This window comes from Terriglobus aquaticus, assembly GCF_025685415.1.
In the GTDB taxonomy this organism is placed as follows: domain Bacteria; phylum Acidobacteriota; class Terriglobia; order Terriglobales; family Acidobacteriaceae; genus Terriglobus; species Terriglobus aquaticus.
On the sequence record NZ_JAGSYB010000001.1, the window covers coordinates 3,769,690 to 3,782,876 of the forward strand.

Here is a 13,187-nt window from a genome sequence, read left to right on the forward strand (position 1 = left end):
TTGAAGTGTTGTTACTTTTATGTTGCCCAGTAACCGTTGCCGCGAGGCATCCAAGCTGGCAAGGTGATTCCAGTCCGTCTCTTACAACTTTCTCCTGTGTCTCGGTCTGTGCTGCGTTCGTCATGAAAATTCTGCACCTCATCCGGTCCATGCGCCGCGAAGGCGGCGGCCCGGCAGAAGGGGTCCGCGTTCTTACAGACGTCTACCGGCAACTCGGTCATTCCGTTGAGATCGCCACGCTGGACCCGCCCGGAGAAGCTGCCGCAGACCTCGATGTGCCCGTTCACGCCCTGGGCCGCCGTAGCAGCGGTTACGGCTATTCGCCCCATCTGCGTCCCTGGCTGCGCGACAACGCCTCCCGCTTTGATGGAACGATCGTGGATGGCCTGTGGCAGTATCACGGCCTTGCCGCCCTGCGTGAACTGCGCGGACGCTTCCCCTACGCCGTCTTTCCTCACGGCATGCTCGACCCGTGGTTCAACCGCACCTACCCTTGGAAGCTGCTGAAGAAAGTGCCTTACTGGGCTCTCGTGGAAGGGCCCATGCTCCGCGGCAGCCGGGCAGTTCTGTTTACCTGCGTCACCGAGCGTGAGTTGGCACCGCGCAGCTTTTCAAACAGCGTTTGGAACTCGGTCGTCGTGCCGTACGGTACGCTCGGCCCCCCGGGCGACGCTGCCGACGAGATTGATGCCTTCCACCGCGCTCTGCCGCAGCTCAAAGACAAGCCCTTTCTACTGTTCGCCGGCAGGCTGCACCCGAAGAAGGGTTGCGATCTGCTACTGCGGGCGTATGCAGCGGTCGCGGCGAAGCACGCTTTGCCCACGTTGGTGTTCGCCGGTCCAGACTCGGTCGGGCTTCAGGCCAAGCTGATGCGCCTGGCCCAGGACCTGCGGATTGCCGACCGCGTCGTGTGGGCTGGCATGGTCGTGGGGCCAGCAAAGTGGGGAGCCTTCCGGGCCGCGGAAGCACTCATCCTTCCGTCGCACCAGGAAAACTTCGGCATTGTGGTGGCAGAAGCGCTCAGTTGCGGAACCCCGGTTCTCATCTCCGACCAGGTCAACATTGCGCAGGAAGTGCTGCAGTGCGGCGCCGGATTCGTAGAGCAGGACACCGTGCCCGGGACGGAGCGCCTGCTGCAACGCTGGGTGGCGCTGGACGATCTCGGGCGTGAGCAGATGCGGGAAAAGGCGCTTGCGTGCTGGCAAGGTACCTTCAATAGCCTCCGCACCGGCGCGTGCATCGCGGACCTGTTTCGCAGCGCTGGCGCCTAAGCACCGTACAACACTGAATCTCGCAGTCACCTGACCAGGTGACACTCGTAACCATTACAATGTCTGCTACTCGCTCCGCTCCAACGGAAGTGTGCCCAATAAGGGAGTACGTCTGCGCTTCTTACACGTGATCCGATCCATGCGCCGGGAAGCAGGAGGTCCGGCGGAAGGCCTGCGGCTGTTGCTGCGCGGCTACTGCCGGGACGGTCACGAAGCCGAGGTCGCGACTCTGGACCCACCTTCGATGCAAGTGGAGGATGTATGCGCTCGGACGCATACGCTCGGTCGGAAGACCTTCGGTTACGGATATAGCTCTGCCCTGTCCGACTTCTTTCGCCAGGAAGCGGCGCGCTTCGACGGTGTGGTGATCCACGGCCTGTGGCAGTACCAGGGGCTGGCCGCCCTACGGGAGCTTCGCGGGCGGCATCGTTATGCGGTGTTTCCCCACGGCATGCTCGATCCCTGGTTCAACCGCATGTACCCGTTGAAAATGATCAAAAAGCTGCCGTACTGGTTCCTCGTCGAGCGGGATCTGTTGCGCGGAGCCGATGCCGTGCTCTTTACCTCCTCGGCGGAGGCCCAACTTGCCCGCACCAGCTTTCCCGGCTCCCAGTGGCGTGCGGAGGTGGTGCCCTACGGCACGCTGGGCCCACAGGGCGATCCGGGTCGGAATCACCAGGCATTTCTGGAGCGTGTGCCTGCCCTGCGTGGCCGCCCATTTCTGCTGTACGCCGGCCGCATGCACGAGAAGAAGGGCTGCGACCTGCTGCTGAGCGCGTATGCAGAGCTGCGCCACAAGCTCGATCTTCCATGCTTGTTGATGGCTGGCCCGGACGAAACCGGTTTGACCGGCACGTTGCAGGCCATGGCCGCGCGGCGCGGTGTGCAGGACGATGTGCTGTGGCCTGGCATGCTGACGGGAGACGCGAAATGGGGCGCTTTTGCGGCGGCGGACGCGTTTGTCCTGCCCTCGCACCAGGAGAACTTCGGCATCGCCGTCGCCGAGGCACTCAGTTGCGGAACGCCCGTGCTCATCTCCGACCAGGTCAATATTCACGGCGACATCTCCGCCAGTGACGCCGGCCTGGTCGAGCCTGACACGCTGGACGGCGTGCAGCGTCTGTTGCGCCGGTGGTCCGCTATGACGGACTCAGAGCGGAAGGACATGCGCGGCAAGGCTCTGCAGTGCTGGCGCAACCGCTTCGATAGCGCCGGAACCTCGCGGGCGATCGCGCGCCTCTTCCAGGAACGCCGCGCGGCGGCCGCGGAAGGTCCGCCGCCCGGCGTACCCGACCGCCGCCGCGCCTGACCTTCGCAGGCCTTCGGAGCCCGCATGCTGTTGCGGGCGATACACTTTGGGCAATCTTCCGCAGACTGGCACCCAACCCACAGCCCATGAATCTATACGCCGTTGTTCTTCTGCTCATTGTTCTGACCCTGCTGGGTGTGTCCCTGTCCAGGCTTCGCCAGACCCGGACCCGCGCCGATTACCTGGTCGCCGGTCGTACTCTGCCTGCAGCCGTGCTGGTGTTCACGCTGCTCAGCAGTTGGATCGGCTCCGGATCCCTGCTGGCCGGGGCTGAGAACGGCTATAGGCATGGGTTCGCCGCGCTCTGGCAGGGCGGAGGTGGCTGGGCCGGCCTCCTGCTGATCTACTTCATCGCTCCCCGCGCCCGCAAGTTTGCGCAGTTCACCATTCCAGATCTCCTGGAGGCTCGTTACAGCCAGACTGCTCGCGTTCTTGGCGTGGTCGCCGTTCTGTTTACCTATACGGCCATCACCAGCTACCAGTTCATCGGCGGCGGCGACATCCTTCACCTGATCTTTCCAGGGGTCGATGCCGTTACCGGCCGATACATTCTGGCCGGCTTCGTCGTTCTGTTCACGGCCATCGCGGGCATGGCGTCGGTCGCATATACCGACGTTGCCATTGGTATCCTCGCCACCGTTACCATGTGCGCCGCGCTTCCGCTGCTTGTCCATCGCGCTGGCGGCTGGGGTGCCGTCCATGCCGCTCTTCCGGCCACGCACTTCCAGGTCTTTGGCGACATCACGCCCATCCAGGCGCTGGAGCTCTTCCTGCCGACCTGCCTCCTGCTCCTCGGCAACCAGTCGATGTACCAGAAGTTCTTTTCGGCGAAGAGCCAGCGCGATGCGCAGCAGGCAGTTGTCGGCTGGATTATCGGGACGGTGATCCTGGAGACCGTGATCATCGCACTCGCTGTGACCGGCTCGGCGCTCTTTCCCACGGGCGAAGTCCACGAGCATCCGCGAGAGATCCTAGCCTACGCCGCCACGCATGGCTTTCATGGCAACGCTGGCGTGCAGTTGTTGGGCGCTCTGCTGATGGGCGCGATCTTCGCCAAAATCATCTCCACTGCAAACAACTGGCTCTTTTCGCCCGCAACGAACCTGGTCAACGACATCTTTGTGCGATACCTGAGGCCCCGCGCCGCGGATCGCGAAGTCCTGCTAGTCAGCCGGCTCATGGTGGTTTTGCTGGGCGTCTGGGCGCTGTGGCAGAGTCTTCACACCGAAAGCGTTCTGAAAAAGAGCCTGTACGCCTACACCATTTATTCCGCCGCACTCACGCCGGTGATCCTGGCAGCATTCTTCTGGAAGCGGGCCACGGCGGCCGCCGCGGTCGCCTCGATTGCTGTGGGTACGCTGGTGACCATCACCTGGGACATGAGCTGGAAGAATGTACTGCCGCGCGCCGTCGCCGAGCGCGACGCCATCGTCCCCGCCCTGCTTTGCTCGCTGGTGGCGCTGGTGATCGTCAGCCTGCTGACGCCTCCGCCGTCGCCGGCGCAACTCCAAACGGTGAGCGAGGCCGCCTGACTCGGCTCAAGCATTCGCTCCTACGCCCGATAAGAGCACTGGGCGGTGATTCAAAGTGCTACATGCTTCAAACAGAAACACACGCGCCGCGGCCATGGGCCTGCTGCTCCTGGTGAGCGCGGGCACGTCGCTGGCGCAGACCAGCTTCCAATCGGCCATGCTTCGCTCCGCAGCGCCTGTCGCCGGGACGACGGAGAGCTCCACAGGGGCCTCGCCCTCTACCAACGTCGCTTCGGCGCTGCAACAGGTCGCCGCACAAGCTGGCGTCATCTTCACCGGCAGTGTTGCCGAAGTGCAGCCTGACAGCAGCGGCGGTGCTCGCGTGACCTTCCAGGTCGAACGCGGCATCCGCGGCATTGCCGCAGGCAGCGCTTACACGATGCGCGTTTCGCCCTGGGCCGGCGGCCTGGACCGTTTCTACGCCGGCGAACGCGCCCTGTTTATGCTGACCGCGCCGGCTGCTTCGGGATTCAGCGCGCCGGTCATGGGCGAGCGCGGCATCGTGCCTCTTTCGGGCGACCAGCTTGTCGGCAATCTCGACCTTCGCTGGATCGCGGCAGACGTGCAACGCGGCAGCGCTAACATCGTCTCCTCTGCCCCACAGGTACGCTCCGCTACCGTGTCGGCCTCCGCTGCTCCGGAACGCAGTGCCGCATCCGCGGACGCGACGACAAACAGTCTTGCCCTGCCAGACGTTCACGCCATCGATCGCGATCTGGTGCTCGATCTCTTGCGCTCTGCCGGCGCCGGACAGGCACGCTCATGACGCGCCGCATTTTCCTACTGATCGCAGGCTGCATGCTACTTCTCCCAGTCCTGCGTGCCGCCGGCCCACGCTGGGTCGCCAGCAACGGAGCCGGTTGGCAAAACGACGGCTCCCCGATCACGTGGTACCAGAACAACGTCAGCTACTTCATCGACGCCGGCCCGCTCAGCAGCAGCGTAAGCAATGCCGCTGCCACCCAGATCGTGAACGCGGCCGCGCAGGTGTGGAACATCCAGTACAGCAATCTTGTGCTGTCCAACGGCGGGTCGCTCAACGAAGACGTGAGCTCCAGCAACGTCTACCTCGGCTCCAACGGTCCCATCTGGCCTGCCGACGTCGACAGCTCCAACTACGCAGCCAAGCAGATTGCGGTGGTCTTCGATGCGGACGGCACACTGATCGACATGCTGCTGGGCTCGGGTGCCAGTTCGCCGTCCGCCTGCCGCCAGAACGCTGCCGTGGAGAACGTGGACAAGTTCATCCAGCCCGGCAACATCGCGCACGCCATCATCCTGCTCAACGGCCGCTGCACCGGGCCGGCGCCTGAGCAGCAGTTGCAGATGCAATACCAGTTGATGCGCGTCTTTGGCCGAGTCATCGGCCTGGCCTGGTCCCAGGTGAATGACAACGTCTTCACCGGTGCGCCGCAGCCCACCTATCAGCAGCAACTGCACTGGCCCATCATGCACCCCATCGACATCGTGTGCGGCACGTACACCTACCAGTGCCTGCCCAATCCGTTCACCCTGCGCGACGACGACCGCTGCTCCGTCCACCTGCTGTATGGCCTGGGAGCCTACGCCTCCACCGACGGCGAGTACCTGACCGGCTTCGTGAAGTTCCCCACGGGCGAAGGCATGGACGGCGTGAATGTAACCGCGACCCGCCAGGGCGTGCAGGGCCAATACGGCGTGGAGGGCTGGCAGACCACCTCCGCCGTCACGGGAGCTCTGTACCGGCGCAGCAGCGGCAATCCCGTCGCGGGCGGCCTCTCCGGGTTTCCGGCGGTCCAGGGCACGTTGAACTCGAATTACCAGGGCTACTGGACCATGGCGGAGGTGCCGGCCATTCCGACTACCTCCTGGAACAACGTGATCGTTGCCGCAGAGTCCGTGAACCCGTTGTACCGCGGCAGCTATGCCGTGGGTCCCACTTCGGCGGGCATGATCCTGCCCTCCGGAACAGTTGGCCCCTCGGTGTTCAGCGTGGTCGGCCGATACGGTGCACAGTCCACCACCAACATCGTCTCCACCGCCTCGTCCGACTGCTCCACCGGCAGCGACGGCACGGAGTCCGCGCCGGCAACGGTCGCCCCCAGTGGCATGTGGAGCGGCAAAATCTGCGGCTACGGCCATACCTCCTGGGGCTCAATCACGGTGCAGGCAGGCCGCACCGCCACGCTGGAAGTAATAGCGCTCGACGAGAACAACAGCGCCTCGATGGCCAAGATGCAGCCGGTACTGGGCCTGTGGCACGGCTCGGACCCGACAGGAACTCGGCCCACTATTGCTGCGACAGGGACCGCCTTCAACGGCCGGCAGAATGGGACGACCCAGCTCACCGCCACGTTCACCACCTCTGAGACGGTGCGCTTCGTGGTCGCCGACCAACGCGGCAGCGGACGCCCCGATTTCGCCTACAGCGCGCGCCTGCTGTATGCAGACTCGGTTCGTCCGGCTCGCCTGGGCAACAACGGCGGCACGGTCACGATCACCGGTGTCGGCTTTCAGCCGGGAAACACCGTAACCGTCGGTGGTGTCGCAGCCTCGGTGGTCAGCCTGTCTCCCACGCAGATTGTGGTCAACGCACCTACTTTGTCTGCGCTGAACGGTAACACCACCAACGATGTGGTCGTGTCCGATCTGCGGACCGGAGGCACGTCGACCATCACGGGTGGCCTGCTCTACGGCAGCAGCACCGGCGACGTGCTCACAGTGGTGACCGCGCCTCTCGCCACCACGGATGTGGGCGCGGCGAACACGTTCGCCGTGCGCCTGACGAACAGCAGCAACGCTCCCGTCGCTGGCGTGACGATCACGGTTCGCGTCACGGCGGGTTCGGCAACGCTTGCTCCCTGCGGCGCCACTACCTGCACGGTGCTCACCGACGGAACCGGCCTGGCCCGTGTGCAGGCCGCCGCGAGCGCGGCTGGATCAATCACCTTGCTGGCCACGACCACCTCCGGTGCGCAGGCGTCCGCCCAGTTCAGCGCCACGCTCACTTCGCAGAGCCTGTCGCCCGTGCGACCGGTCGAGTACATCGCGGCCACTGCGAACGCGCCCTTTTCGCCAGAGGTGATGGTCCTGCGCAACGGCCTGCGCATCTCCGGCCAGCCAGTGCAGTGGACGGTCGGCTCCGGAGCGGTGCAGCTCGCCTCGACGCAGAACTCGGCCCAGAGCACCAGCATGGCGGACGGATCGGCCATCGTTTCCGCGACCGGTGCGCTCGCGGCCGGAGCGCAGGCAACAGTGCAGGCGTGCGCGTGGACCAATGCGTGTACCAGCCTCACGCTGGTCGGCGTGTCGCCGGACGCGTTCCGGCTGCAGGGAATTGCGGGCGACGCACAAGTGGTTCAGAGCGGATCTCGCCTTGGCGCCATCACGCTCCGAGTGGTCGATGCCGCCGGAAACGGCGTTGCCGGCGCGGCTGTTTCCATTCGCCAGCAGGTTACGGCCTGGCAGCCGCCCTGTCCCGCCACCGGACGTTGCGCCGTTCCGCCGGTCTACGGCAGTGCGGTCACGTCCGCCATCAGCGATGACGATGGCCTGCTGTCCATCGCTCCCATGCAATTCGACGGCACCGCCGCGACTACCCAGATCGTGGCAGCGACGGGCACCAGCGGCTTCTTCTCGGTTTCGCTGGTCAAGGAGCCCTAGCGCAGCCGCCCGCACCCTCGCTTGCGGCGAGGCGCCCGGCAGGTTCTTCCGGACCACGGCGAGACGGAGCCCATCCATCCCGCATCTGAATCCGTGAAACGCAGGAGAGAGCATGGCGGCGGCGGATGTTACAGGTGGTGTGCGGAAACGGGTGTTGATCGTCGGAGCAGGCTTTGCCGGTCTGCGCGCGGCGGAAGCGTTGGAGCACGCCGAGGTCAACGTCACGATCGTCGACAAGAAGAACCACCACACGTTTCAGCCCCTGCTCTACCAGGTCGCCATGGCCGTGCTGTCTGCGGCGGATATCGCTCAGCCCATCCGCACCATCATCCGGTCGCCGAACACCCAAGTGCTGATGGATGAGGTGGTGGGCTTCGACGTGGACCATCGCCGGGCTCATCTGCGCAGCGGCACAGAGCTGCAGTACGACTACCTGATCCTCGCCACTGGCTCGACTCATAGCTACTTCGGCAAGGAAGAGTGGGCTTCGCTCGCACCTGGGCTAAAGACGATCGAAGACGCCGTGGAAATCCGCCGCCGCGTTCTGCTGGCCTTTGAAAAAGCAGAGGGCGAGATGCTGGAGACGGGCAAGCACCCGGCGCTAAACTTCGTCATCATCGGTGGGGGGCCAACGGGCGTGGAGCTTGCCGGCGCTATTTCCGATATCGCCAAGCTGTACATCCGTAAAGACTTCAAACACATCGACCCGGCCTCGGCGCGCGTGCTAATTCTTGAGGGCTCGCCGGCTATCCTCGCCGCCTATCCGGAGGATCTGCAGAACAGCGCGCTGCAGCAGCTTAAGGAACTGGGCGTGACGGTACGCACCGGCCAGCGCGTGACAGATGTTCAGCCCGGCTACGTGATGGTAGGCGACCAGCGCATCGATTCCGTGGTCACGCTGTGGGCCGCCGGGGTGCAGGCCAGCCCGCTGGGCAAGATGCTGGGCGTGGAGTGCGACAAGAAGGGCTGTGTGATGGTGGATGAATACCTCCACCCCAAGGCGCATCCGGAGATCTTCATCTGCGGCGACCTGGCTCACGCCATGAGCGACGGAAAGCCGGTCCCGGGAGTGGCGCAACCCGCCATGCAGATGGGAACCTATGCAGGAAAGTCCATCGCGCTGGAGGTGGAGGGCGGCCGCATGAAGAAGCCCTTCCACTACTTCGACAAAGGCGACCTTGCGACCATCGGACGCAGCGCCGCCGTGGGCAATGTGAAATGGCCGTTCCGGGCGCACATGAGCGGTTTTATGGCCTGGCTCACGTGGCTGGTGGTGCACATCTTCTTCCTGATCGGATTCCGCAATCGCTTCTCCGTGTTCCGCAGTTGGGCGTTCACCTATCTGTTCTTCCAAGAGGGCGTCCGTCTCATCACCGGATCGCAGGAACTTCCCGGATGGGGCGTCGAAGACACGCCCGTGGGCGAACTCACGACTCAACCAATCGAGCCCTAGATCAAGCGGAGCCCACTGGCCGAATCTGTCGCGCCCACGGCAAAGCATCTCAGCTTTCCCGTGGGATCGTCTGACGCGGATATGAACATTCGCGCTGCAGCGTGGCTGACGCTCGCTTTGATTTCCGTTTCGTGTGCGATGCCGGCCCACGCCCAGACCTTCCTCCTTCCGCTCGACAGTGACGGGTCTGGTCAACAGTCCACGCCTGCAGCGAAGAAACCCACTCCGATCGGCACGATCAGTGTGGGGTATGCATACCTGTGGGCCGACCAGGGCGGCTATCATCGCAACCTGAATGGCTGGCTGGCAAAGCCGACCTTCAATCTCGCGAACGGCTGGGCCGTTTACGCGGACGCCTCCAACTACTACGGTGCAAACCGGAAGGGCAGCGTCAACGCGCACACCTACACGCTGGGTGTGTCCAAGGAAATTCTGCCAAAGCCGAAGCTGAAGCCGGCGCTGTTTCTGCAAATGGGTGATTCGCGCAATTCCAACGCGGGCTCGGTGGTAAACGCATACGCTCTGTTGACCGGCATCAATGTGACTACGCCTCTCACGAAATGGGTATCGCTCTCGATCATCCCCGCCGAGTACGTCTATACGCATCCGGACGGTGAGAACCGGAACAGCTATAACGCAAAAGTCGCCCTCGTCTTCCCATTCGGCAAAAAGAAGGGCTGAACGAAAACCAGGCAGCAGAGAGGGGCACGGCTCTCGCCGTGCCCCTTCTTACTGTGTGGATTGCTTGTCTGCTTACGCTTCCTGCAACTGCTGGCGGCGCGGCCGGCGATTGGCCTGCAGCACCTTCTTGCGCATGCGCAGCGACTTGGGTGTGACCTCGACCAGCTCATCGTCAGCGATGAACTCGATGCACTGCTCCAGCGTTAGCTGCTTGTACGGCACCAATCGCAAAGCTTCGTCAGCCGACGAAGCGCGCATGTTGGTCAGCTTCTTTTCGCGGACCGCGTTCACGTCCAGATCGTTGTCGCGGCTGTTCTCGCCCACGATCATGCCTTCGTACACCTCGACGCCTTCGCCCATGAAGAGCACACCGCGCTCCTGCAAGCCGTTCAGCGCGTAGGTGGTGGTCACGCCAGCGCGATCGCTGATCAGCGCGCCCGTGGGCCGCTGCGGAATCTCACCCTGGTACGGCATGTAGCCGTCGAACAGCGAGTTCATCACGATCGTGCCCCGCGTTTCGGTCAGCATTTCGCTGCGCAGACCGATCAGGCCGCGCGACGGAACCTTGAACTCCATGCGTACGCGGGCATCGCCGTGCATCTTGACCATCTCGCCCTTGCGCGGCCCAAGCTTCTGGATCACGGTGCCGCTGAACTCGTTCGGCACGTCGATGGTGACGTACTCAACCGGCTCCATCAGCACGCCATCGATGCGCTTGGTGACGATCTCGGGACGGCCCACCTGCAGTTCGTAGCCTTCGCGACGCATCATTTCGATGAGCACGGCAAGCTGCAGTTCGCCGCGGCCCAGCACCTTGAAGGCGTCCGGTGAGCCGGTCTCTTCCACGCGGATGGAAACGTTGGTCTGCAGCTCCTTGTCCAGGCGCTCACGCAGATTGCGGCTGGTGACAAACTGGCCTTCGCGGCCTGCAAACGGCGAGTTGTTCACGCTGAACTGGATCGCGATGGTCGGCTCGTCGATGACGATGGGGGGCAGGGGCGCGGGGTTCTCGAGCGAGGTGATCGTCTCGCCGATGGTCAGGCCGCTGACGCCCGCGATTGCGACGATGTCGCCCACTGTGGTCTCTTCGATATCCGTCCGCTTCAGGCCGCTGAAGCTGAACAGCTTGGTGATCTTGACCGGCTGCAGCGACCCGTCCAGGCGCGCCACGTTCACGGTTTCGCCGGTCTTCAGCGTTCCGTTGAAGACGCGGGCGATGCCGAGGCGGCCAAGGTAATCGGAGTAGTCCAGGTTGGTGACCAGGATCTGCAGAGGGCCGTCGGCATCGCCCTTGGCCGGCGGGATCGTCCCGACGATTGTCTCAAACAGCGGCTTCAGGTCGGTGCCGGGCTGATCCATGTCCAGCGTCGCGGTGCCCGCCTTGCCGTTGGTGTACACGACGGGGAAGTCGAGCTGCGACTCATCGGCGTCGAGGTCGATGAACAGGTCATAGACCTCGTTCAGAACTTCCTGCACGCGAGCGTCAGGACGGTCGATCTTATTGATAACGAGGATGGGCGTGAGGCCGCCGGCAAGCGCCTTCGACAGCACGAAGCGGGTCTGCGGCAGCGGACCTTCCGAAGCGTCCACCAGCAGGACGACGCCGTCGACCATCTTCAACGCGCGCTCCACTTCGCCGCCGAAGTCGGCGTGGCCCGGCGTGTCGACAATGTTGATCTTGCCATCGCCGTAGTGCACGGCGGTGTTCTTGGCCAGAATGGTGATGCCGCGCTCGCGTTCCAGGTCGTTGGAGTCCATGACGCGGTCGGCCACGGCTTCATTGGCGCGGAACGTTCCGCTCTGCTTCAGCATGGCGTCCACGAGTGTGGTCTTGCCGTGGTCAACGTGGGCGATAATGGCGATGTTGCGAATAGTCTGGCTCACAGCGGTGCTCGGTCCTGTTCTTCGGGGCTGAATTGCGAATGGGTCTTGCAAACGGGCGCCAAACGAGGGTTCGGCACTCCCGGTGCGGCAAAAGGCGCACAAAAGCAATGCTTCCAGTCTACAGGAGCGGGTGCCCAGCGCGTTTCCCGGGCGCGGCAGAGCCTGTTGCTTTCCGGTAAACTTCTCGGAGCATGTCCACTGCCGTACAGCCCGCGTCAGCAGACGCCAAGCCGAAGCCCGCGTTCCAGATGAAGCCAGGGCACCGGCCCATGCCGCTGCGGCGACAAGCGAGGCTCGCCACGTTGCGCGTGCGGGAACTGCTAAGCATCGGTTACGCGCTGGTGCACACCGGCCACCCCTACATGGCTCAGATCGTGCCCATGCGCCGCTGCAACCTGGCCTGCACGTACTGCAACGAGTTCGATAACCACTCCGACCCGGTGCCGATCGAGGAGATGGACCGGCGCATCGACGCCCTAGGGCGGCTGGGCACGTCGGTCATTACCATTTCCGGTGGTGAACCCACGCTGCATCCCGACCTGGACCGCATCATCGCGCGCATTCGCAAGACTGGTGCAATTGCCGGCATGATCACGAACGGCTACAACCTGAACCGCGAGCGCATCGAGCGGCTGAACAAGGCCGGCCTGGACCACCTCCAGATTTCAATCGACAACGTGATGCCCGACGAGGTCTCCAAGAAGTCGCTCAAGGTGCTGGACCAGCGCCTCTTGTGGCTGGCGGAGTACGCAGACTTCCACGTCAACATCAATTCCGTCGTCGGCGGCGGCATCCCGAATCCGGAAGACGCTTACGTGGTGAGCACGCGCGCTCTGGCACTCGGTTTCTCCTCGACCATCGGCATCATCCACGACGGCAGCGGGCAGTTGCGGCCGCTGGGTGGAGCGGAGCGCAATGTGTGGGAGCGGGTCCGCGGTCTGACGCGACGCAGCTATACGCGTTTCAACAAGTTTCAGGAAGCGATCGCGAACGGCGAGCCGAACGACTGGCGCTGCCGGGCGGGTTCGCGCTACCTGTATGTGTGCGAGAACGGCTTGGTGCACTACTGCTCGCAGCAGCGCGGCTACCCGGGCGTTCCTCTGGCGCAGTACACCACCGCCGACGTAAAGCGCGAGTTCCTGACGGAAAAGGGATGCGCGCCCAATTGCACCATCTCGTGCGTGCACCAGGTGAGTTACATCGATCACTGGCGCGCACCGCAGCACGCCGATCCGGCTCCTCCGCGCGCGCAAAGCGGGCACGGAGCAGGGCGGCCTTCCGGGCCGGCCGACCTCGTTCAGATCACCTAGCGCACCTGACCGATTCGCACGGATGCAGTCTGAAAAAGCAACTCCGTGTTGCTGGACTGAGTGGCGTCCCGGGCTCCCCCTGCATCGAATCAAGCAGGAGATTGT

At 63.9% G+C, this 13,187-nt stretch carries 9 protein-coding genes; 8 read left to right on the top strand and 1 reads right to left on the bottom strand.

Annotated features, from left to right (window positions below; translation table 11 throughout):
• Positions 1-122: 122 nt before the first annotated feature.
• From OHL12_RS15540 to OHL12_RS15570, 7 genes are all read left to right on the top strand, one after another.
• Positions 123-1,271, top strand: a complete 1,149-nt coding sequence (locus tag OHL12_RS15540) for a glycosyltransferase (RefSeq protein ID WP_263414729.1) — start codon at positions 123-125, stop codon at positions 1,269-1,271.
• Positions 1,272-1,410: 139 nt separating this feature from the next.
• Positions 1,411-2,580, top strand: a complete 1,170-nt coding sequence (locus OHL12_RS15545) for a glycosyltransferase (RefSeq protein ID WP_263414730.1) — start codon at positions 1,411-1,413, stop codon at positions 2,578-2,580.
• A gap of 86 nt (positions 2,581-2,666) precedes the next feature.
• Positions 2,667-4,112: a sodium:solute symporter family protein gene (locus OHL12_RS15550; protein ID WP_263414731.1), complete on the top strand. Its 1,446-nt coding sequence runs from the start codon at positions 2,667-2,669 to the stop codon at positions 4,110-4,112.
• A 94-nt stretch (positions 4,113-4,206) separates the two neighbouring features.
• Positions 4,207-4,878 (top strand): hypothetical protein, encoded by a 672-nt coding sequence (locus OHL12_RS15555; protein WP_263414732.1) that lies wholly within the window; start codon positions 4,207-4,209, stop codon positions 4,876-4,878.
• A 32-nt stretch (positions 4,879-4,910) separates the two neighbouring features.
• Positions 4,911-7,754 carry an IPT/TIG domain-containing protein gene (locus OHL12_RS15560; RefSeq protein ID WP_263414733.1) on the top strand — a complete coding sequence of 948 codons (2,844 nt, stop codon included), beginning with the start codon at positions 4,911-4,913 and terminating at the stop codon, positions 7,752-7,754.
• 112 nt (positions 7,755-7,866) lie between these two features.
• Positions 7,867-9,207, top strand: a complete 1,341-nt coding sequence (locus tag OHL12_RS15565) for an NAD(P)/FAD-dependent oxidoreductase (RefSeq protein ID WP_263414734.1) — start codon at positions 7,867-7,869, stop codon at positions 9,205-9,207.
• Positions 9,208-9,345: 138 nt separating this feature from the next.
• Positions 9,346-9,888, top strand: coding sequence for a hypothetical protein (locus OHL12_RS15570; protein ID WP_263414735.1), 543 nt, complete (start codon positions 9,346-9,348; stop codon positions 9,886-9,888).
• A 72-nt stretch (positions 9,889-9,960) separates the two neighbouring features.
• On the opposite strand, the gene typA is transcribed toward OHL12_RS15570, so the two are convergent.
• Positions 9,961-11,772 (bottom strand): translational GTPase TypA, encoded by a 1,812-nt coding sequence (gene typA, locus OHL12_RS15575; RefSeq protein WP_263414736.1) that lies wholly within the window; start codon positions 11,770-11,772, stop codon positions 9,961-9,963.
• Between the two features lie 248 nt (positions 11,773-12,020).
• Here typA and OHL12_RS15580 point away from each other — a divergent pair, with 248 nt between their 5' ends.
• Positions 12,021-13,082, top strand: a complete 1,062-nt coding sequence (locus OHL12_RS15580) for a radical SAM protein (RefSeq protein WP_263415148.1) — start codon at positions 12,021-12,023, stop codon at positions 13,080-13,082.
• The last annotated feature ends 105 nt before the right edge of the window (positions 13,083-13,187 follow it).

What these genes read in the sequence shown, in the direction of transcription:
- OHL12_RS15550 (WP_263414731.1), top strand. Translation starts at nt 2,667, where the DNA reads ATGAATCTATACGCCGTTGTTCTTCTGCTCATTGTTCTGACCCTGCTG.
- OHL12_RS15570 (WP_263414735.1), top strand. Translation starts at nt 9,346, where the DNA reads ATGCCGGCCCACGCCCAGACCTTCCTCCTTCCGCTCGACAGTGACGGG.
- OHL12_RS15565 (WP_263414734.1), top strand. Translation starts at nt 7,867, where the DNA reads ATGGCGGCGGCGGATGTTACAGGTGGTGTGCGGAAACGGGTGTTGATC.
- OHL12_RS15545 (WP_263414730.1), top strand. Translation starts at nt 1,411, where the DNA reads ATGCGCCGGGAAGCAGGAGGTCCGGCGGAAGGCCTGCGGCTGTTGCTG.
- OHL12_RS15580 (WP_263415148.1), top strand. Translation starts at nt 12,021, where the DNA reads ATGAAGCCAGGGCACCGGCCCATGCCGCTGCGGCGACAAGCGAGGCTC.
- OHL12_RS15560 (WP_263414733.1), top strand. Translation starts at nt 4,911, where the DNA reads ATGCTACTTCTCCCAGTCCTGCGTGCCGCCGGCCCACGCTGGGTCGCC.
- OHL12_RS15540 (WP_263414729.1), top strand. Translation starts at nt 123, where the DNA reads ATGAAAATTCTGCACCTCATCCGGTCCATGCGCCGCGAAGGCGGCGGC.
- OHL12_RS15555 (WP_263414732.1), top strand. Translation starts at nt 4,207, where the DNA reads ATGGGCCTGCTGCTCCTGGTGAGCGCGGGCACGTCGCTGGCGCAGACC.